We start from the raw sequence: 20,718 nt of genomic DNA, 5'->3' as shown, positions 1-20,718 counted from the left end.
TGTCAACACCTCAACTAATTTTCGGTATCTGAGTGAGTAGAAATCCAGAGCTTACGAAACCACGGTATCATTGCAAGAGTCACAGACGAACCGGCCAACCAACGCACCTCGCTGTTCGAATTGCTCAACAAGGTCGTAGACTCCGGAATTACATTCGTTACAACATGGATCATCCCATGGATCCTTTCGCCACTCGGGATCAACTGGTTCGCGGGTCGTATCCCAGGAGTCTGACGCAGTCTTTACCTCGGTCATCGTCACGCCGTTGCCGACTGAGGCAGCGAACTCCTCGCCGTCGACGGTGATTGAATGAACATACCATTCAGGAATCCGCTCTCGATTCCGCCAGTCTGGGAGATCGTCGTCATCGAGATCGTCTAAATCGGGTCGTTCGTAGCCGGCCAGGACACCACCGATTAACGCATCTGCGTGACGGTCAGGCAGCTGACCGTAGAGCATTCCTTTCAGTCCGGCGGTCGAGATTTCCGGATTCCGCTGAAGTTTCTGTTCTATCGTCTGTACGTGGGCTTCCATCTCGTTTTTGAACGCGTCATCGGGGACGTACGCGTCTGGATCAATCGGGACTGAGGCGTCTACCGCGTGTTTATCCTCGATATGTCGGTACTCGTCGCAGAGCGGACACTGATTGCTGGCATCAGGATGGGTACACTCTTTCACTACGGTTCGTTTTCTGCCAGCTCGCCATGCGGCTACCCAATCCATCCAGAGTTCGGTATCGCCTCCGTCGGCGATTACGGCTTCGTCGCCCTGGTCGGCACGGTCAAGCCGGTGTTCAGTCAGCGTTTGGTCCTGGTCTATTCCATGGGGACTACCACAGACAGCGCATTCCAGGGTATTCGTCCCCTTGTCCGAGACGGTGAGACGGTCGCCGTGCTGCCCTTCGAGGTCCGATTTTCCAGACTCGTGGCGCTGTTTGCAGCGGTCAGCGATGGCGGCCCAGCGAGCTGGGTCAGACCGACTCACCGACCGGACGTTCCCGGCGGTCATGGCCGCAGCCCAGGCGATATAGGACGGCTCCCGTTCGAAGAGGTCGAGCGGGTCGATCGATGCGTAGTCAGCAACGTAGGCAGCCAGATTCTCGACGTTTTCCGGGTCGGTCACCGAGATCGGGGAGTCGCAGTCGTCGCACTCGCCAACAGCTGCATCCCACGGGTTACCGCCAGCGTGTTCAGGGCAGGGTGTATTCGTGTGGGCGTCCAGTCCAGCGCCCTCAGTAGCTGAAACGTGGGTTTCCATCACGGGAGCTAAATCGGACTGAGAGAGTTCGCCATCGACGACGAGGATAATATGCTCGTGCGCGTAGCCCCGGTTCAGGCCGTCGCCGGGATGCGGTTCGAGGACACGCCAGTACTGGTAATCGTCTTTCGAAAAACCGCAGGATTCGAGGGTGTACCGCAGCTTTTGATACACCTCTCGCCAAGGGTCTCGGAGGTTTGCCGCATGATCAACGGGACCGATCCGCTCGCCATCTGGCACAGATGACGCCGATCGGGTAATCAGCGCGACGTGTGGGTTATCAAAACTCGCCTCTGTTTCACCGCCGGACGGTCTCGTACCGCCCGTTAGTTCTCGGAGCCAACCGTTGCACTGGCCGTACATCTCTCGCTGGTAATCCGGACTCCAGCGATCCGTTGCACTAAAACTGAATTCGTCAAACTCCGGGTCGCGGGGCCATCCGTATCGGAGGTTAATCGTCGTTTGAAGCGTCCTCTCGTGAGATTCGAGGAGCCTCTGGACGGCGATCACCCAGGGGACGGCATCGACGTCTTTGACTCGCTGGCCGGTCACTCGCTTCTCCCGGATCCATGCGTCCGCGGCGTCAGCTGGGGACAGGCTCGAATTCGCTAAGACGTCTCCATGCTCCAGCGTTACGTGGTCGATTTTCGACCGACTACGGGGGGCCCAGGTGGTTTCACACCGACCGCAGTAGTACAGCGGATCGGACTCCCAGTTTTCCAGAGTCTCGTCGACGTAGTCCTCTCTGATTTTCGTCCCTTCCTCCGTAGCCACTGGCAGATCAGCGAGGTCGTAACACTCCTCGACGAACGACCAGAACGCGTCATCGATCGACGGCAGTTCTGGATCGCCCGAATCGGGTTCGGCTGTGTCTCCCTCTGAGCCGGCGGTTTCACACTTATTCAGATTGGTTTGCCGAGAGGGGTCGGCGGTGTTGGGTTCCTCCGTAGCCACGTTAGATGTCCCAGAAATCCGCACCACTCTCGGACTGGCCACCAGCACCGCCACCGTGCGCACGTTCCGGGGAACCGCCCCCGGGCTTTCGCGCTGAGGAATGCCCCCTGCGCTCCGCTTGGGGGCGTGCGCTCACGTTGGAGGTCGGACCCCCATGTGAGGGGGTCGCTCCCTCCGGCCGCTCGCTCGTAGTGTTTGGTGCGGTCCGGAGATCGGGGACTCGATGACACGCGCGACACTCAGACGCCTGGGTGCGCGACTGGTCGACGTGATTGATGCACTCCTCGCCGCAAACGTGGCAGAAGTATCGGCAGTAGTGCGACCACTCCGTCATGCGGCCGACACCACCGTTTCACAGTCACTGCAGAGAAGACGCAGCTCGCTATCGTCCTCGACGATGCAGAGGTCCGAGTCCGTCCAACCGCAGGCGGAACAGACGTTCATTCGTCCTCCACCTCGCGAACCGCTTTGCGTACCTCTTGGTCGGATGCGCCGCGCTCTGCAAGGTCGAGGGCCGTGACGAAGCGGTCAACCGGATATTCCCAGTTATCTGGGGGCGTGAGTTCATCGGCGAACCCGTCAGACACGGCAACCCCCTCCGTTTCCAGTCGAGTCGACGAGAACTAGTTTCGACAGACAGCGTCGGGGGCCGCTCAGGTGATGAACGAACTCCAGATTTCGAGTTTCAGCAGAAATCTCAGAACCGGGCGCATATCGGCTAAGCCCCTGCTTACCGAGACTTCCGGATACAGGGCCTAAACCGACGGTTTTCGCACGGGCACGATGGGATTCGAACCCACGGCCGTCGGATTAGAAGTCCGACGCTCTGTCCAGACTGAGCTACGTGCCCTCGCCGGTTGCTACCCGGGCCCGCGCAAAAAGCAGTGTGGATCCGTCGGTGGCTCCCTCGGAAAGTCTAGACCCCGATAGTGGCGTCGAGGAACCGCTTGATAGCCACTGGACCGGCCCGCGGCGTCCCCTCGATAAGCGACCGCGGGGCCTCGCCCTCATCGACGTGAACGGTCTCGGAGACGGACTGGGCGGGCGTGGGCTCGTCGGTCAGCAGTTCCATCGCGACGCGTTCGGACTCGATGGACTCGGCGTCGCCGTGGGCGAAGACGTGGTTGAGGCCGTGGAGTTCGTACAGCGCTGCGTCGACGCCGGCGTCGGCCAGCGCGTCGGCCAGGACGCGGCTGTGGTCGACCGAGACCACCTCGTCGGCCCGGCCGTGCATCAGGAGGAAGGGCGGGTCGTCCGGCGTGACGTGGGTCACCGGGCTCGCCGCTTCGTACTTCGCTTCGTTCTCGGCCTTCGACCCGCCGATGAGGAGCGCCTCGGGCGTACCGGGCTCGCCCACCGTCAGCGAGAGGTCGTTGACGCCGTACCAGTCGATCACCGCTTGCACCGCGCCGGACGCCTCCGGCGCGACGTCTTTGGCCAACTCCGACTCAGCGTACGCCTCGCCCGCAAGGTCGGTCACGTCGTCGACGACGCCGGCGAGCGCGGCGAGGTGGCCGCCGGCCGAGGCGCCCCAGGCGGCGACCCGCTCGGCGTCGTAGCCGAACTCGTCGGCGTTGGCGCGGAGCCACCGGATCGACGCCTTCGCGTCGACGAAGTGGTCCGGGAAGACGCCGCGGGGCACGGTGTTGTCCGGGTCGGGAGGGAACTCCAGCTCCACGCCGTCGGGCACCGCGGAGAGCCGGTAGTCCACGCTCGCGATGGCGTAGCCCAGCTCCGCGGCGTAGCGCGCCGGGTGCGGGACGTTGTCGCGCGTCTCCATCACCCAGGCGCCGCCGTGGAAGTAGACGACCAGCGGCGGGTCCTCGCGCTCGGGGACGAACAGGTCGAGTTGCAGGTCGCCGACGTCGCGCTCGGCGTAGGTGATGCCCTCGTGGACGCGGACGTCACCGGAGTCTGCCGGTCTGCCATCGTCCGATTCGAAGCCGTCCAGTCCGTCGTCGCTCGATCGGTCCATGATCCCACGTGACTCGCCGCTGGTACGTAACCTTCGGTGGAAGCGCTCGCGACGCACCGGTCTCCCGTCCGCCGCGTCGCCCTCTCATCCCTCCTCGGCCGGTTCGAAGTCCTCCTCCGCTTCGTCGGGGTGGATCCCGATGGCGTCGGCGGTCTGGACCGCGTCGACGCCCCTGACGTGGCAGACGGCCTCGACGTCCTCGTGACGGACCGTCGCCAGCAAGTCGTCGAACTGGAGGTGGCGGTCGATGGTCGCACCGGCGGCTTCGAGGTGGGTGACGACCGACTCCAGGTCGGCGTCGGGGTCGGTCTCGAACACGAGGTCGATCTCCTCGCCAGGGACGGGGTCGTCGCGTATCGTCGCGACGGCTCTGGAGACGTGCATGCGCGAGGCTACTGGTCGACCCGCTTTGACTGTGGCGACTCTGGAGTATGCGGATGGATTTCGTTTTCTGGAGTCGTCAGTATCTCAAGCAGAACCTGTGTGTTCGCTGGAGTCGAAGCTGCAGTCGAAACCGGGACCGTCAACAGCGGAAAGCCCTCGGCGGGCTCGTGACCCCGCGAGTCGCTGCGCGCCTCACTCCGTTCGGTGCTTACTTCCTCGGGGGGCCGACGAGCCCGCCTCGCCCTTTCATTCCTCCAGGTTCCGCCTCGCTCGCGCGATGAAACGCGCTCACGGGTCGCTACGCTCCCCGTTCGCTCGTTCGGAGGCCCCTCCCTCCGGTCGGCGCCTCCCTGCGCTCGCGATTGTGACCACCGTCAGAGCAAGCTCTGACGAGCCTTGGCTCGCTCCGCTCGCTAAGACACCACTCCTCCCCGGTCGCGCCTTGCTCACGGCTGGCGCCGTTCGCGGTGAGGTGGCGCTGACGCGCCACCCTCGCGGCGCGACACGCTTCGTGACCGCTCCGCAACCGATCGGCCGAGAGCGCGTTTCATCGCGCGACCAGGGGGAGGGCAGGGCTGCGGTGCCGTACCTGGAGGAATGAAAGGGCGATGTCCGGTCGACGAAGCACGGACCCGCAAGCACCGAACGGAGTGAGGCGCGCAGCGTGGTCCGCGCGAGTCGAGCGGGCCGAGGGCTTTCCTTTGTTGGTGACGTCGCCGAACACTGCTAGCGAGCAAACCGGAAAAACTCCTCTAAGCAGGCTCGGCACGCCCAAATCTGGTCTCCGCCACGGCAAACGCGAGCGTACTTCCCAGTCCAAGTAACGTCCCGCCGGTCAGCGTAATCGCCAAATACGAGATGCCCACTCCCTCGAACAGGAAGTAGGCGCTGACGCCGTGCAGGACGACGGCGATGGCGAGGACGTAGAAGGGGGCGTTGAGGAAGCGCCACTCGAAGCGGCCGTCGAGGTACTCGTCGGTGACGTGGCCGAGGCTGCTGGTGACGCCGGCGGCGGCGAACCACTGGATGGAGCCGTAGACGAGCGCGGCCAGCACGTCCAGCACCGAGGACCTGTTGGCCTGTTCGAGGGTCTGGACGCCGCTGACGCCGCCGATCACGAGTAGCGCCGCGGCGACGACGTAGGTGATGAGCGTGACGCGGCCCCCGAAGAGGCCCGAGCGGACGCGCTCGACGGCGGCGTCGAGGGTCTGTTCGGCGCCCAGGCCGCGGGCGAGGATGTAGAGGCCGAGCAGGCCGGAGATGATACCGAGCGACGACCCGGGGAGTTCGAGGCTGTCGGCGACGATCGCGAGGGGATAGATCAGCAGGAGGATACCGAGGGGAACCAGAATCGTCCCGCGGGTCTCGGGGTCGTCGAGCACCTGTTTGATGGTGTAGTACATCGACTCCAGGTCCTGGGACTGGCGGACGACGACGCGGCGGACGCCGTCGATGTGGATGCGCGAGCGGATGACGGGGACGACGGACTCGTCCTGGGCGCCGTCGGTGACGAGCAGGGCGCGGACGTCCTCGCCGGAGGACAGCGACGCGAGCACCTGGTCGACCTCTTCGCCGACCGCGCGGTTGGCCGCGACGTCGTTGCCGTCGACGCCGGTGACGGCGGCCACCTCCACGGCCTCGTCGTCGACCTCGTCGTAGATGTGGATGCCCTCGAAGAGGACGTTGACGTCGGAGTCCTCCGGGTCGGTCTCCGCCAGTGCGACGGCGGCCGACTCGACGGCGTCCCGGCCGATGACCGGCGTCTCCACGCCCGTCTTCCGGCCGAGGTCGTCGTCGAGGTCGACACAGAGCACTAGCAGCATTAGGTGTGGGTATGCTACCGGTGTTTAACTTCTTTCGGGAGTCCCGGGCGCCCACCGTCTCCCGGTGCGACCATCGTCTCCCGACACACTATCGACTCCCGACGAAACCACCGTCTCCCGGCTCATCCCTGTTCGAGGATCGATTCCATCGTCGCCAGTTCGCGGTCGAGCGAGTCGTCGCCGATGGCCGCGGCCTCTTGCTCGAAGTAGTCGGCGAACGCGCCGATGCGCTCGGTGTAGCGTTCGGAGACGGTGAGCGGCACCGACTGCTGTTCCCACTCGCCCAACCCCTTCCCTTCGGGTGGAACTGTGATGCCCGTCGTCTCTCTGTCCGCTTCCCCGTCTCCGTCCGCTTCCCCGTCTCCGTCCGCTTCCCCGTCTCCCTCGCTCCCGTCGGGAGTGACGGCCTCGTCGTCCGCCCGTTCGGCCACCATCCAGTTCTTCAGGAGGTCGGCGTATCGCGAGAGGAGGACGGCCTTGCGAACCCCGGTGTTGGCGAACTGCTCGGGCTCGGCGTCGGGGAACGAGATGGTCGTCTCGGTTTCGCTCCGGTTGCCCTGTCGGTCCTCCCAGCTGGCCGAGAGTCGCATGGTCGCGTCGTCAGACTGGCGTTCGACCTGCAGGAGGACGACGCCGCCGCGGGTCTTGCCGTCCTTCGTCGGCGAGGCGAACAGCGTGTTCACCCCCAGCAACTCGTCGGTGGCGTCCTCGGCCGCAGTCGACCCGTACACCTGCTTTATGTCGTACCCCCCGGCATCCACCTGGAGCGAGACGTTGAACGCCAGCGGCGTCACCATGTATTCGAACTCCTCGCTCATCTTCCGCTCGAACTCGTCGGCGGAGTGGACGGCGTAGTAGTTCGCCCCACGGACGGCGGTGAGTTCGTCGACGAGTTCGGCGTTGAAGTCGACGCCGACGCCGACGAAGGTTGCGTGGAGGTTCCGCTCGGCGTTGTCGGCCAGTTTGTCCCGCAGGCTCTCGTCGTCCGTGTCCCCCAGGTTCGGCATCGCGTCGGTGACGACGACCATCCGGTTCTCGTACTCGGTCTGGTCGACGTCCTCGTACTCCGAGAGCAGTTCCGTCGCGTCGGCGAGGCCGGCGTCGAGGTTGGTCCCGCCGTCGGCCCGGACGTCCTCCTGGATGTGGTCGCGGATGGCGTCCATGTCGGTCGCCTCGACGGGCCGGAGCGGCTTGGCGACGGCCGACTCGTCGTCGTAGAGGACGACGCCGAGACGGTCGCCCTCCCGGAGCTGTTCGGTCAGGGCGACCAGCGCGTCGCGGGCGACCTCGATCTTCGGCCGGTCGGTGTCGCCCTCGGGGGTCCGTTCGTTGCCGTACTGGTCGTAGTAGTAGTCGGAAAACGGCGAACCCATCGACCCCGAGATGTCCAGAACCACCACCAGGTTCAGCCGCTTGCGCTCGAACTGGCTCGCGTCGAGCCCGGAGTTCAGCCCCACCGTCAGGTACCGCTCCGTCTCGCCGGAGAGGGGGTCGGCGGTTATCGCCGGGGAGTAGCTGGGACAGAACAGCGACGAACAGCTCTCCTGGTGCCCCGTATCGAAGTAGTAGTTGTAGAAGAGTCCCTCGTAGGCCAGGCTCTCTGGCTGGGGGAGGTACCCCTCCTCGACGTTGCGCCGGAAGGCGGCGATGCGCTTGGCCCCGCCGGTCGAGAGACCGACGCTGCCGCCGTTGCCCCCGTCGGCACTCGCCGACTGGAACGACGCGCCACCGCCGCCGTTCCCGAGAGAGAACAGGCCGCCACCGCCGTCCCCGTGTTCGTCCGGGTCGTACTGCCAGTCGTCGATCTTCGCTGGCTCCTCAGTTTCGGGCCGTGTTCCCGGCACCGCGAGCGAGGAACAGCCCGCCAGCGCGGTCCCGGCACCGGCGGCCAGGAGTTGGAGGTATCGTCTGCGGGGGTTGCTTTCCACCATACGCTCCGGTTCGACGCAATGTCAGTAATAGACGACGTTCGCTCAAACGGCGCTTGTACCCATGGACGAGAGGCGACCGCGCCAGCGAGCGCGACGCGTGGGACCCCATCCCAGGATTCAGCGGCCGTTTCGCACGCTTTTTCCCGCTCGGGTGAAAATAGAAGGTACCGAATGATCTCCGAGGGCTGCGAGCAGTGCGCGAAAGGCGGGAAGATGGTCATGTTCGTCTACGGCTACTGTGACCAGCGGGACTGTTTCTACTGCCCCCTCGGCGAGAACCGCAAGAACGTCGATCAGGTGTACGCCAACGAGCGGCCCGTCGAGTCCGACGAGGACGTCATCGAGGAGGCAAAGCGTATGTCGGCGCTGGGCACCTCCATCACCGGCGGCGAACCGCAGGAGGCCCTCGACCGGACCTGTCACTACCTCTCCCTCCTCAAGGACGAGTTCGGCGAGGACCACCACACGCACCTCTACACCGGCATCACGGGCGGGCGCGAGAACATGCGCCGCCTGTCGGAAGCCGGCCTCGACGAGATTCGCTTCCACCCACCCCTGGAACTGTGGGGCGACATGCACGGCACCGAGTGGGAGGAGATTCTCTACATCGCCCGCGAGGAGGGCCTCACCCCCGCCTTCGAGATTCCCGGCATCCGCGCCGAGGAGGAGTTCCTGGAGTTCCTCGACGAGGGCGCCGCGGACTTCTGCAACATCAACGAGTTCGAGATGTCCGACGGCAACTACCGCCGGATGCAGGAGGAGGGCTTCGAACTCAAGGAAGACCACATGAGCGCCGTCGAGGGGAGCCACGACATCCTGGAGACGATGGGCGACCACGAGCGGGTGTACTTCTGTACGAGCGTCTTCAAGGACGCCGCCCAGCACCGCTCCCGGCTCAAGCGGATGGCCCGCAACATCCGCCGGGAGTTCGACGACGTCACCGACGACGGCACGCTCGTCTACGGCAAGGCCTGGGTCGGCGAGGCCCACCTCCGCGACCTGGGCGTCCCCGAGGAGTTCTACGCCGTCAAGTCCGACCACGTCGAGTTGGCCTGGTGGCTCCTCGAAGAGATGGTCGAGGACGGTGACGTGCCCAAGGGCGAAATCGTCGAGCAGTACCCGACGTACGACGGCACAGTAGTCGAGCGAACGCCGCTGTCCGGCGGTGCGAGCGCGAGCGGCGGCCGCTCGCCGGCCGACGACTGAGCAGTCGTCCCGAACGCGAGCGAAGCGAGCGAGGAACTCCGTCGAAAAAGGTCGATCAGGGACGGCCTCAGGCACCCAGGTAGAGTCGCAACTCACCGTCGTCCTGTAGCTGGGCGGCCAGCAAATTCACCCCCGCTGGAATCGAGATCTCCTGGCCGATCTGGCGCTGGATCTTCTTCTCGAAGCGCTCACTCACGGTGTGGTCGACGATTTCCTGGAAGCCGAGGGTGAGCAACTCCTGCCACCACGCCGAGTCCACGTGGTGGCGCTCCCGGACGATGGTGACGACCACGTCCTCTCCGTCCACCTCGAACGCGAGGAACAGGTCGAGGTCGACGCTGGGATTGAAGCCCGTGACCGCCGCTTCCAGGTCGAAGTCTAGCTCCAGCACCCGGTAGTAGCGGGTGCCCCCGTACTCGTACCAGTGGTGGACCGCGGTTATCTCGGTGGCGCCCGCGTAGAACAGCGCCGTTCCCTCGATGAGCTTCGCCACCTCGTCGTCGACCTGCTGGACGATGCTGGAACCGCGAACGGGCAGGTAGTTCGCCATCTGCGCGCCTTTCTCGGGGTGCCAGTAGACGACGCCGCCCTCGAATATCGAGTACCGGCCGCCACCGGGCGTGCTCAGTTCGTCGCTCATCGGGTACCCCAGTGGCCCCTGTTCCCAGCCCTGCTGAGCCCAGAATCGCCTGATCGCGCCGTGGGTCTCGTGGGCGCCAGTGAACGCGTGGGAGTGGATGTGGCCCCACTGGAACTGCTGAAAGTCGCCCTCGCCGTCGGGGGTGTTCTTCTCGTCCGTCAGTGGGTAGCCGAGGACGCTTCGTTCCCAGCCGAGACTCGCCCACTTCTGTCGGATCCAGCCGTGGAGTTCGTGGGCGCCGGTGTCCGGGTGCCAGTAGATCGACCCGTTCTGGAAGTGATTGTATCGTCCCTCACCGTCCGGGGTCGTTCGCTCGTCCGTGACTGGATAGCCGAGGAAGCTCCGTTCCCACCCGAAGCTCGCCCACTTGGCGCGAATCGCCCCGTGGACCTCGAAGGCGCCGCCGGAGTGAGAGTAGATGGAGCCGCCCTGGAAGTGCTGGAAGTCGCCGTCACCGTCAGGCGTGTTCTTCTCGTCGATGACCGGATAGCCGAGGAAGCTCTGTTCCCAGCCGAGTTCGGACCACTTCTCGCGGATCCAGCCGTGGGTCTCGTGGGCGCCCGCGTCGGGATGCCAGTGGATGGAGCCGTTCTCGTAGTGTCGGTAGCGGCCGACGCCGTCGGGAGTGACTCGCTCGTCGGTCACCGGCTGGCCCAGGAAGCCGTCGGAACCCCCAAGTTCCGCGTACTTGGCGTCGATAGCGCTCGATTCCAGGGGTTGCAGGAGTTGCTGTCCCTGTCCTCCCGCCGGCCGAAACTGCGGACGCGCCGGAGGTGGCTGGAGTGACTGCTCTCCTCGCTGGGGCTGCGTCGGGGGGTGCAGGGAAGGCTGCGCCGGCGCTTGCTGCGGTGCTAGCTGCTCCGGGGAGACTCGTTGTCGTATCTGTTCGCCGGATTGCTGGTCCGATTGGGACTGTTCTCCGTGCTGGGATTGTTCGCCGTGCTGGGACTGTTCTCCGTGCTCTGTCCGTAGATTCTGGTTGCTCATGGATGTACGGGGCCGTGGCCACTCGACGAACTCCGCCGCGAGCGAGCGGTAGTCGGGAACGCTACGGCGGAGTGTGAGGATGGACCGGCTTCGGCACCCGTGTGAACAATTGACAACTGGGAGTAAGGTACTGCCGATAGTTCGGCCGTATAAGGCGTTCTTACCGGAATTCAGGTGTAATTTCCCGCCTTCGAGTGGCCCGCTGGGAACGCGACCGCGACGGCGATGCGCGCCCTGGTGGTACGCCCGTCACCGGACGCACCGCCCTGAAGAACACAATTTCGACCCGACAACACCTATCAATAGTTCTTGAAGAATTAAATTTATATTGGAACAACATCAATTTTCGCGTGCATGTCACACAGGACACGCAGGGCGATCGTCGCCCTCGGTTTGGTCGTACTGGTAGCAGGTAGTTTCATGACTGGGTCCGCAGCCGCGGCGGACGGGGACTGTGACTACGGACTCGACACGAGTCCGTCCGGCACGTACCCGCCGGCGGACTGCTCGGACGACTCCGGAGGCGATTCCGGTGGCTCCGACGACTGTGACTGGGGCCTCGATACGAGTCCGTACGGCACGTACCCGCCGACCTGCTGAGGCAATCGGGATTCTCGCGTTCGCGCACACCGGCGTGGGTCCGGGTCCACGCCGATACGTTCGCCAGTCATCTAGCCGAAAATTTATGCTCCGTTTCCGTCTTGGAGCAGGCATGTCCTGGAGAGGCCGCCGCCGTCGTCGGAGGCGCCCGTAATGCGCCCCTCGTTCGACCGAACGGCCGCCCTGTATGCCGTCGGCGGTCTGGCGGGGCTGGCCGTTCTCGCGTGGTTCGTCCGGACCGTGTTCTTCGACCTGTCGCTCACCGTCCGGGCGGTCCTGCTCGTGCTGATGTCTGTCGCATTCCTCGTCGGCGCCGCTGTCCATCCCTGGCAGGAGGGCTTCGGGCTGGTCGCGGTGGCTACCTTGTTCTTCTCGGTGGGGTATACTTTTCTCGCGTATGACCTCGGGAGGGGGACGATTGCAATGTTGCTGTTCGGTTCGATGTGGGTCGCGATCGGGCTCGCGTACTTCCTGCACGAGGGGTGGCTCTGGTTGTCGCCGCGTGGGGGCGATACGCGCTCCTTATGGTCCTCCTCGTCGCCGTGTCGTTCGTCGGCGCCGACCTGCAGTACGGCGAGGTCACCTACGACGTCGAACTGCGTGACGAGGTCACTGTGACGGTCGCGACGCAGGAGGACGATCCGCTGGGACAGCAAGTGGTGCTGGGGACAGCGACGGCGACGAACACCTTCGCCTTCCGCGAACCGGTCGCGTTCCCCGACCTGCGCGTCTGCGTGTACTCGCCCGGACGGATGGCCGACCGGGGCGTGTTCTACGACGACGGGTCGTCGCCGTTTCATCGAAGCGTCGGCGGGTACGGGACCCTGACGACGAACGTGACGATCGGTCTCTCCGGCGAGGAAGCGACCGTCCTGAGGGGGACGCTCCCGGTCGAACGGGCCGAATCGTGTCCCAGTGAGCGGGAGGAACCGGGCCTGGTGGTCGTCGCGCCGCAGGCGATGGGTGAGTGAGACGATTCGATCGACCGCCCGGACGACTGGACCGCCCGGGCCGTTACGCGTTCTGTCCCGACCGATGGGACGAAAAAGCTCATAACGCTCTCCTGACACTGGCTCCGTAGAACCCGCCATGAAACTCGACGTCGACAGCGAACGGTTCCTGTACACGATCGGCGTGGTCCTCGCGGTCGCCGCGTTCCTGTACTTCGTGCAGGACCTGGTCTTCGGGCTCTCGATCACGGTCAAGGCGGTCCTGCTCTTTCTGGCGTTCGTCGCGTTCCTCGCCGTGGCGACGGCCCTCGAACGGACGCCGCTCCACGGCGTGGCGCTCGCGCTGTCCTCGGGGGCGTATCTCGTCGGTCTCGGATACGTCGTGCTCCGCTACGACGTCGGTGAGGCGGGGATCTTTCTCGGACTCGTCGTCTCTTCGGCGCTCTTCATCGCGCTCGGACGGCTGTACGATCGCCGTGCGCCGGTCCTTCCCTGGCGGACTGCCGGGGCAGTCGTCCTCGCCGTCGTTCTCGTCAGCGTGGCGCTGGTCGCCGTTGACGCGGCCGGCGGTGGGGTGACCTACGACCTCCAGACGAACGACTCGGTGTCTGTCGACCCGCCAGCGGACCGGGACTACCCCGACGAACAGGGCTACACCGCCGCCGAGGTCCGCGTCGGAACGGTGACGGCGACCAACGAGTTCGTCTTTCGGCGGTTGGTCGCCCTCCCAGAGCTCTCCGGCTGCGTCGTCGGGATCGACGCCCCCGACGACCGGTACGGCTACGTGAGCTACGACTACAGCACCGACTGGCCGAGCGCCATCGGCGGCGGCGACTCGATCTCGGTCCCCGTCGTCGCCGACGTCCCGGTGTCGGTCAACGCGACGGAACCGGTCTCGTTCGCCGTCGAACGGCGGGCGTCGTGTCCCGAGAGGGCCGACCGGCCGACGGTCGTGGTGACGACCGACGGCGCGTTCGCGTAGGGCCCGTCCCCTGGCGGTTCGGTCCGGCCGCGACCCCGGGATCCGGCGGCGCCGCTCGCGTGACGCAACTGTTTTGGAGACGCGCCAACTACTTCGCTCCATGTCTGACTGTCCACTCGCGGACGACTGCCCCAGTTTCTCCGAGCGAATGAAAGGCATGGGGTGTACTCACTACGGCGACCGCGGTGGCGCCGAGTGGTGTAACCACTACAACCAGCCCATCTCGGAACTCAAGACCCAGCCCGTCCAGCCCGGCGAGGAAGTCGCCGTCGAGGTCGAGGACATCCACGAGAGCGGCGCCGGCGTCGGCCGCACCGACGACGGCTTCATCATCATGGTCGACGGCGTGCTCCCGCCGGCGAAGTCCAAGGTGAAGGTGACCAAGGTCCGCTCGAACCACGCCCGCGCCGAGGAGATTGAACGACTCGAACTCGACGACGAAGGCGAGGACGCGGACGACGACGAGGCCGACGCGGCCGACGCGGAGGGCGAGGACGACGAGGAAGAGGAGAGCAGCCGCGGCCCCGACCGCGAACGACTCGGCAGCCGCGACAACTTCTGGGGCAGCTAGCCCCGGACCGACGGCGCGCCCGACGTGGACAGTCTCGACGCCGTCTCTCTGGTGCATTTTTCCGACGTCTGCTGCTCTGTTTCGGAGTGGGTGTGACGATTTCGTGACTCAGTGAGCACTGGCACAGTACCGACGCAGACGCCTCGAAAGCCCCCGACCGGGCCTCGCCCTTTCAGTCCACCGTCAGAGCAAGTCGTTCGAAAGGCGCTCCGCGCCTTTCGTGATGACGAGAGACCTTCGGTCTCTCGAACCACTCTGACGAGCCCTCGTTCGCTTCGCTCACGAGGACTCCAGGGGCAGCGTTGCTCGCGCGAGTTCAGCGCGCCGAGAGCTTTCCGGGTGTTGTTGTCCCTACAGTGCCGTCCAGCACTCAGGTCCCAGAACTACCCGTTACAGAAGCACCGTCACTCACACACCGACTCCGAAGCCCGTGGACATTTGAGGGTGCCACGCGAGCGCTCACACATGGATCTGGAACTCGACGGCAACGTCGCACTGTGTACCGCAGCGACCAGCGGTCTCGGCCTCGCAAGCGCGACCGCACTGGCCCAGGAGGGCGCCGACGTCGCCATCTGTGGCCGCACCGAGTCGCACCTCCACGACGCCCGCGAACAGCTGGCGGACGCCGGCGACGGCGACGTCCTGGCGGTCCAGGCCGACATCACCGACCGGGACCAGATAGAGGCGTTCGTCGAGCAGACCGTCGAGGAACTCGGCGCGCTCGACCACGTCGTGACGAGCGCCGGCGGGCCGCCCAGCGGCTCGTTCCTCGACTCCACGGAGCGCGACTGGTACCAGGCCTACGACCTGCTGGTGATGAGCGCCGTCTGGACGACCAGACTGGCCTACCCGTACCTGAAGGAATCGGACGCCGGCACGATCGTCAACATCACCTCCGGGTCGGTCCGGGAGGTCATCGACGACCTGGTGCTCTCGAACTCGGTCCGGCGGGCCGTCATCGGGTTGATGAAGACCCAGTCTCGCGAGTTCGGCCCCGAGGTCCGCGTCAACGCCGTCCTCCCGGGCGCCCACGAGACCCCGCGCATCCAGGAACTCGTCGAGGACGCCGTCGAGCGCGGCGACTACGACAGCTACGAGGAGGGGATCGAGAACTGGTCCGACGCGCCGCTGGGCCGGGTCGGCGACCCGCGGGAACTCGGCGACGTCGTCGCCTTCCTCTCCAGTGCCCGCTCGTCGTACGTCACCGGCGCGGCGCTGGCCGTCGACGGCGGGTCGATGCGGAGCACGTGACCGACCACTGTCGCTGACGGGACGAGCCTAGAACAGCCCCCGTTCCCGGAGTTCGGCGACGACGTCACGCACTCGCTGGGCGTCGTCTTTCGGAACGACGAGCGTCCGGTCGTCGAAACTGGCGACGATCAGGTCCTCGACGCCGACGAGGCTGACGTGGCCGTCGGTGGCGACGACGTTGTCCGCGGCGTCGACGGCGAGGGCGTCGCCGAGGACCGCGTTGTCGTTGTCGTCCTCGCCCTCGCCACTCCCACCGTCGACCAGCCGCTCGATGGCGTCCCACGCCCCCAGGTCGTCCCACTCGAAGTCGGCGGGGACGACGAACACCGAATCCGACCGTTCGAGCACGGCGTAATCGACGCTAACGGGGTCGACGGCGTCGAAACCCCGACTCGAATCGCCGTCGTCGAGCGCGTCGACCAGCGGTTCGAGTGGCGATTCCCTCGCCTCCTGCAGGAACGCCTCCGGCGTCCACGCGAACATCCCGGCGTTCCAGTAGAAGCCGCGGTCGACGTACCCCGCTGCCGTCTCGCGATCGGGTTTCTCGCGGAACTGCTTCACCGCGAAATAGCCGTCCTGCGGGTCGCCGGGCTCGATGTAGCCGTACCCGGGATCCGGCCGCGTCGGCTCGACGCCGACGGTGGCGACCCCTCCCGTTTCCACTGCAACTCGCGCCGCGCGCTCGGCGACGCCCCGAAAGTCGCCGGCGACGTGGTGGTCGCTCGGCAGCACGAGCATCGCACAGTCCCCTACCTGCTCCCGGACTCGGTGGGCGGCGTAGACCAGCGCCGGCCCGGTGTCCTTCGGTTCGGGCTCGGTCAACACCGCCGCGTCGGGGGCGTGCTCGTGGATCTCGTCCGCGTACGCCTCGCGCGTGAGGACGTACGTCTCGTCGGCGAAGGCGGCGCGGTCGACGGTCTGCGTGAGGAGGGAGTCGTCCCCGCCGAAGGAGAGGAACTGCTTCGGGCGGTTCGACCGGCTCGCGGGGTAGAGCCGTGTGCCCGTGCCGCCGGCGAGTATCAGCGCGACGAGTGGCCTGTCCATCAGATGTTCGTAGTCGCGTACTCGCTGTGAAGGTTTGGCTAGGAGAACGTTGTGGTGAGTACGACGAAACCAATGAGAGAGGAAAGCCCCGGCGTGCTCGATGGCTGCGACTCGCTGCGGTCCTCGCCTACGGCTCCGGTCCTTACTTCGTCTCGCTCACCGAAAGACTCGCTTCGCTCGTCTTTCGAGCCTTCGCTCACTCCGTTCACGAAGACATCGAGCACGCTGCCCCTTTCATTCCCACCCTGCCTGATTACTCTCCTCGGCCATAGCGGTGGCCGGGAGTGCGTTTTATCGCGCGACCAGGGGAAGGGCAGGCTGGCACTAGCAATTGTACCGCGAGCGACCGGAGGGAGCGAGCGGCATCCTCACGAGCGAAGCGAGTGAGGGCTCGCGGGAGCTTTGCTCCCGCGGTGTTTTTCCCCGACGTTTTTCAAGGAGTGGTTCCCGCAGCGACCGGAGGGAGCGAGGAGACCCGACGCAGAAAAAGGTCGTTCCTACCAGGTCTCGACAGTCCCGTCCTGGACGTCCTCCGCACAGCCCTGGCAGTCCGGATGATCGGGGTCGAAACAGGCGGGCCGGCCCTCGTCGTCGAGGGCGACGGCCCGGCGTTCGGCGTAGCGACGGCAGACGATGCGGGCCTTGCCGTCGTCGGTCTGCGGGAGGTCCGCGAGTGCGCTTCGCTTCGCGTCGGCGTAGGCCGTCTTGGCCTCCTGGAGCTGGCGGCCCGCCGAGCGGAGCGTGGACTGGATGAAGCGCTGGATGCTCCCGCCGTCGTCGACCATACACGGGGTTGTACACCGGGACAAATCAATCTTCTCGAAGGGCGGAAAATCGCTCCCGGGTACTGGTCGGAACCACAGGACAGCGCCTCGTTCCCGTTCACTTTCACTTCCACTGCGCACTCTCCGTGACTTTATAGGGGAGCACGGCCAATCTCCACCTGTCTCCCATTGAAATCACGCGGAGACAGCAACCATGACAGATTTGCGTACACACGCCGAAGAGATACAGGAGCAGTTTTCCGACCAGCTCGACATCGACGTCGACGACGTCGTCGAACGCCTCGAAACCCTGGTGAACGACTACCAGGTGCCGCTGAACGAGGCGCGCCGGAGCGTCGTCAGCAACTACCTCGACGAGGCCGGGATGGAGCGCGACCAGCTCGGCGGCGGTGGCGGCGGGAACGAGCACGTCCAGGTCGCCGAGGTCGACGAGCCCGAACAGTGGATCGACATCACCGCGAAGGTCACCGAACTGTGGGAGCCCCGTTCGGACTCCGTCGGCCAGGTGGGCCTGCTCGGTGACGAGAGCGGGACCATCAAGTTCACCAAGTGGGCCAAGTCAGACCTCCAGGAACTGGAAGAGGGCAAGGTCTACGATCTGGGCAACGTCGTCACCGACGAGTACGAGGGCCGCTACTCGGTGAAGCTCAACTCCACGACGACCATCGAGGAGCTCGACGAGGACCTCGAGGTCGGCAACGACGACGTCACCGTCGAGGGAGCGCTCGTGGACATCCAGTCCGGGAGCGGCCTCATCAAGCGCTGCCCCGAGGAGGACTGCACACGCGTCCTCCAGAACGGCCGCTGCAGCGAGCACGGCGAGGGTGAGGGGGAGTTCGACCTCCGCATCAAGGGCGTGCTCGACGACGGCGACGAGGTGACCGAGGTCATCTTCGACCAGGACGCCACCGAGGAACTGACCGGTATCACGCTCGAGGAGGCCAAGGAGATGGCCATGGACGCCCTCGACACCGAGGTCGTCGCCGACGAGATGAGCGAGGGGATACTGGGCTACTACTACCGCGTCACCGGACCGACGTTCGGCCGCTACGTCCTGGTCAACGACCAGGAGCGCCTGACCGACCCGGTCGACGGTGAAGCGGCGCTGATCAAAGCGAGGTCGATCTAGATGTCCGGCGCACCTACCCGCGAAGTCGCCCGCCGCGTCTTCGCAGACGAGTTCAACGACGCGAGTTACACGTTCAAAGAGTCCGACGACGAGCGCGCGCCCGTCTACGTCCTCCTCCCGACCGGGGAGCGAGCCAACCGCATCTTCGTGGTCGGCACGCTCACCGAGACGGAGGACGTCGGCGAGGACAGCGAGTACTGGCAGGGACGCGTCGTCGACCCGAACGGCGACACGTTCTTCATGTACGCCGGGCAGTACCAGCCCGACGCCGCGTCGATGCTCCGCGAACTGGAACCGCCGGCGTACGTCTCCGTCGTCGGCAAACCCCGCACCTACGAGACGGACGACGGCGAGGTCAACGTCTCGCTGCGCCCCGAGTCCATCTCGCAGGTCGACGAGGCCACGCGCGACCGCTGGGTCGTCGAGACGGCCGAGCGCACGACCGAGCGCATCCAGCGCTACGAGGGCGACGAGACCAACGAGTACGCCGAGATGGCCCGCGAGGAGTACGACCTCCCCGTGGAGAACTACCGGCGAACCGTGGTCGGCGCGCTAGAAAGCTTAGAGGAGGAGCAGCGCGACGAGAGCGAAGCGACGGTCTAGAAGGCTTCTCCGCCGCGGCTTTTCTTTTGGCGTCGGTGACTGGTGGTTTCTGGGCGAGAGAGCGACTGAGTTGATCAGTTCGCGACTAAACTACTGACGGCGCTACCAACAACAAAGGAAAGCCCCCTCCCGCTCGGGTCGGGGGGCTTGCTGCGCTCCTCGCTTCGCTGCGGTGCTTACTGCGCCCACCTTCCCCGAGCGGTCGGCCCCTTTCAGTCCCACCCGTTTCTCCAGGCCGATTAGCTGACTCGGGTGGGACTGAAAGGGGCGGCGTGCTGCGGGAACCCCGGCGACGTAAGCACTGGAGCGAGCGTAGCGAGTGAAGGGCGCAGCGAGCCGCGGGACCGCAGCACGCCGGGGCTTTCCTCTGTTGGCGGAAGGGTGAGCAGTTCCGTCCACACCGACCGATCAACACAGTAGTTCTGCTAGTCACTCGAACGCCGATATTCCAGTCAGGTCCTCACCCAGGATCAGCGTGTGGATGTCGTGGGTGCCCTCGTAGGTGTAGACGGTCTCCATGTTCGCCGCGTGGCGCATCGGCGAGTAGTCAGTCGTGATGCCGTTGGCGCCGAGCATCTCGCGGGCGGTCCGGGCGACGTCGCGGGCCGTGCGGACGTTGTTGCGCTTGGCCATCGACACCTGCTGGGGGCGTAACTCGCCGCGTTCTTTCAGTTCGGCCAGCCGGTCGGCAAGCAGTTGCGCCGTGGTGATCTGGGTGGCCATCTCGGCGAGTTTCTCCTGCTGGAGCTGGAAGCGTCCGATGGGGCCGCCGAACTGGTCCCGGTCGGTGGCGTACTCGCGGGCGACCTCGAAGCAGTCCCGGGCGGCGCCGACGGCGCCCCAGGCGATGCCGTAGCGGGCCTGCGTGAGACAGGAGAGCGGCCCCTTCATCCCCTCGACGCCGGGGAGGACGGCGTCCTCGGGGACCCGGACGTCGTCCAGCACGACCTGGCCGGTCGAAGAGGCTCGCATCGAGAGCTTGCCGCCGATCTCGGGCGTCTCCACCCCGTCGGCGTCCGTCTCGACGAGGAATCCCCTGACCGGTCCGTCTCCATCGTCGGCCTCACCGTCCGTTCCGCTATCCAGTTTCGCCCACACGAGCGCGACGTCGGCGATGGGGGCGTTAGTGATCCAGGTCTTCGTTCCGAACAGTCGATACCCGTCGCCGTCCCCGACCGACTCGGCGCGCGTCTCCATGCTCGCCGGGTCGGAACCGTGTTCGGGTTCCGTGAGGCCGAAACAGCCGACGAGGTCGCCGCTTGCCAGGCCGGGGAGCCAGCGCTCGCGCTGGGCGTCGCTGCCGTACTCCGCGATGGGCCACATCACGAGCGCGCCCTGGACGCTGGCCATCGACCTGACTGCCGAGTCGCCGGCCTCCAGTTCCCGCATCAGGAGGCCGTAGGCCGTCTCCGAGAGGCCTGGCAGGTCGCCCCACGAGAGGGTGGGCGCGTAGAAGTCGAGGTCGCCCATCTCGCCGACGAGGCGCTCGGGGAACCGGCCGTCCTCGAACCAGTCGCCGACGTCCGGGGCGACCTCGCGGTCGACGAACCTGCGGGCCGCGTCGCGGACCTGGCGCTCCTCAGCAGTGTAGTCGTCGTCGAGCGCGAGGTAATCGAGCATGCCGGAGATGGGGTCGCTGGCGTGAA

Annotated in this window: 18 protein-coding genes and 1 tRNA gene; 8 read left to right on the top strand and 11 right to left on the bottom strand. The window is 65.8% G+C overall.

Going from position 1 to position 20,718, the window contains the following annotated elements; all coding sequences use genetic code 11:
* Positions 1 to 51: 51 nt before the first annotated feature.
* The 7 genes from BM337_RS00645 to BM337_RS00615 all read right to left on the bottom strand — a co-directional run bounded on the left by BM337_RS00645 (position 52) and on the right by BM337_RS00615 (position 8,324).
* The gene (locus tag BM337_RS00645) at positions 52 to 2,211 is read right to left on the bottom strand and encodes a hypothetical protein (RefSeq protein ID WP_143117599.1); all 2,160 of its coding nucleotides are present in this window, start codon (positions 2,209 to 2,211) and stop codon (positions 52 to 54) included.
* Between the two features lie 440 nt (positions 2,212 to 2,651).
* Positions 2,652 to 2,798, bottom strand: coding sequence for a hypothetical protein (locus BM337_RS20845; RefSeq protein ID WP_177227097.1), 147 nt, complete (start codon positions 2,796 to 2,798; stop codon positions 2,652 to 2,654).
* Between the two features lie 188 nt (positions 2,799 to 2,986).
* Positions 2,987 to 3,061: transfer RNA gene (locus tag BM337_RS00635), tRNA-Arg, on the bottom strand.
* Positions 3,062 to 3,127: 66 nt separating this feature from the next.
* Positions 3,128 to 4,186, bottom strand: coding sequence for an alpha/beta hydrolase (locus BM337_RS00630; RefSeq protein WP_089812900.1), 1,059 nt, complete (start codon positions 4,184 to 4,186; stop codon positions 3,128 to 3,130).
* 84 nt (positions 4,187 to 4,270) lie between these two features.
* The gene (locus tag BM337_RS00625) at positions 4,271 to 4,570 is read right to left on the bottom strand and encodes a hypothetical protein (protein ID WP_089812898.1); all 300 of its coding nucleotides are present in this window, start codon (positions 4,568 to 4,570) and stop codon (positions 4,271 to 4,273) included.
* Between the two features lie 752 nt (positions 4,571 to 5,322).
* On the bottom strand, positions 5,323 to 6,393 hold the full coding sequence (locus tag BM337_RS00620) for a DUF373 family protein (protein WP_089812896.1): 1,071 nt from the start codon (positions 6,391 to 6,393) through the stop codon (positions 5,323 to 5,325).
* A 122-nt stretch (positions 6,394 to 6,515) separates the two neighbouring features.
* Positions 6,516 to 8,324 (bottom strand): vWA domain-containing protein, encoded by a 1,809-nt coding sequence (locus tag BM337_RS00615; RefSeq protein ID WP_245778575.1) that lies wholly within the window; start codon positions 8,322 to 8,324, stop codon positions 6,516 to 6,518.
* 171 nt (positions 8,325 to 8,495) lie between these two features.
* Between BM337_RS00615 and BM337_RS00610 the strand changes: the two genes are divergently transcribed.
* On the top strand, positions 8,496 to 9,530 hold the full coding sequence (locus tag BM337_RS00610; protein ID WP_089812894.1) for a radical SAM protein: 1,035 nt from the start codon (positions 8,496 to 8,498) through the stop codon (positions 9,528 to 9,530).
* Between the two features lie 67 nt (positions 9,531 to 9,597).
* On the opposite strand, the gene BM337_RS00605 is transcribed toward BM337_RS00610, so the two are convergent.
* Positions 9,598 to 10,815, bottom strand: coding sequence for an LGFP repeat-containing protein (locus tag BM337_RS00605; protein ID WP_177227096.1), 1,218 nt, complete (start codon positions 10,813 to 10,815; stop codon positions 9,598 to 9,600).
* A gap of 762 nt (positions 10,816 to 11,577) precedes the next feature.
* Between BM337_RS00605 and BM337_RS00600 the strand changes: the two genes are divergently transcribed.
* The 5 genes from BM337_RS00600 to BM337_RS00575 all read left to right on the top strand — a co-directional run bounded on the left by BM337_RS00600 (position 11,578) and on the right by BM337_RS00575 (position 15,511).
* On the top strand, positions 11,578 to 11,757 hold the full coding sequence (locus BM337_RS00600) for a hypothetical protein (protein WP_089812890.1): 180 nt from the start codon (positions 11,578 to 11,580) through the stop codon (positions 11,755 to 11,757).
* 524 nt (positions 11,758 to 12,281) lie between these two features.
* Positions 12,282 to 12,728, top strand: a complete 447-nt coding sequence (locus BM337_RS00590; RefSeq protein WP_089812886.1) for a hypothetical protein — start codon at positions 12,282 to 12,284, stop codon at positions 12,726 to 12,728.
* 118 nt (positions 12,729 to 12,846) lie between these two features.
* Entirely contained in the window at positions 12,847 to 13,689 is an 843-nt protein-coding gene (locus tag BM337_RS00585; protein WP_089812884.1) for a hypothetical protein, read from the top strand.
* Positions 13,690 to 13,789: 100 nt separating this feature from the next.
* Positions 13,790 to 14,260, top strand: a complete 471-nt coding sequence (locus tag BM337_RS00580) for a TRAM domain-containing protein (RefSeq protein ID WP_089812882.1) — start codon at positions 13,790 to 13,792, stop codon at positions 14,258 to 14,260.
* 465 nt (positions 14,261 to 14,725) lie between these two features.
* Entirely contained in the window at positions 14,726 to 15,511 is a 786-nt protein-coding gene (locus BM337_RS00575; RefSeq protein WP_089812880.1) for an SDR family oxidoreductase, read from the top strand.
* Between the two features lie 27 nt (positions 15,512 to 15,538).
* On the opposite strand, the gene BM337_RS00570 is transcribed toward BM337_RS00575, so the two are convergent.
* Together BM337_RS00570 and BM337_RS00565 are read right to left on the bottom strand one after the other, a co-directional pair.
* Complete coding sequence (locus tag BM337_RS00570; RefSeq protein WP_089812878.1) at positions 15,539 to 16,555, bottom strand: mannose-1-phosphate guanylyltransferase; 1,017 nt, start codon at positions 16,553 to 16,555, stop codon at positions 15,539 to 15,541.
* 497 nt (positions 16,556 to 17,052) lie between these two features.
* On the bottom strand, positions 17,053 to 17,340 hold the full coding sequence (locus tag BM337_RS00565; RefSeq protein WP_089812876.1) for a DUF7091 family protein: 288 nt from the start codon (positions 17,338 to 17,340) through the stop codon (positions 17,053 to 17,055).
* 193 nt (positions 17,341 to 17,533) lie between these two features.
* Between BM337_RS00565 and BM337_RS00560 the strand changes: the two genes are divergently transcribed.
* Both BM337_RS00560 and BM337_RS00555 read left to right on the top strand, forming a co-directional pair.
* Positions 17,534 to 18,469, top strand: a complete 936-nt coding sequence (locus BM337_RS00560) for a replication factor A (protein ID WP_089812874.1) — start codon at positions 17,534 to 17,536, stop codon at positions 18,467 to 18,469.
* On the top strand, positions 18,470 to 19,072 hold the full coding sequence (locus BM337_RS00555) for an RPA family protein (protein ID WP_089812872.1): 603 nt from the start codon (positions 18,470 to 18,472) through the stop codon (positions 19,070 to 19,072).
* Positions 19,073 to 19,501: 429 nt separating this feature from the next.
* On the opposite strand, the gene BM337_RS00550 is transcribed toward BM337_RS00555, so the two are convergent.
* Positions 19,502 to 20,692 (bottom strand): acyl-CoA dehydrogenase family protein, encoded by a 1,191-nt coding sequence (locus BM337_RS00550; protein ID WP_089812870.1) that lies wholly within the window; start codon positions 20,690 to 20,692, stop codon positions 19,502 to 19,504.
* Positions 20,693 to 20,718: the final 26 nt, after the last annotated feature.

Origin of the sequence: Halomicrobium zhouii, from assembly GCF_900114435.1 — an archaeon.
GTDB lineage: Archaea > Halobacteriota > Halobacteria > Halobacteriales > Haloarculaceae > Halomicrobium > Halomicrobium zhouii.
Note: the sequence above shows the minus strand (reverse complement) of the source record. Positions and strands in the feature narration are given on the sequence as shown.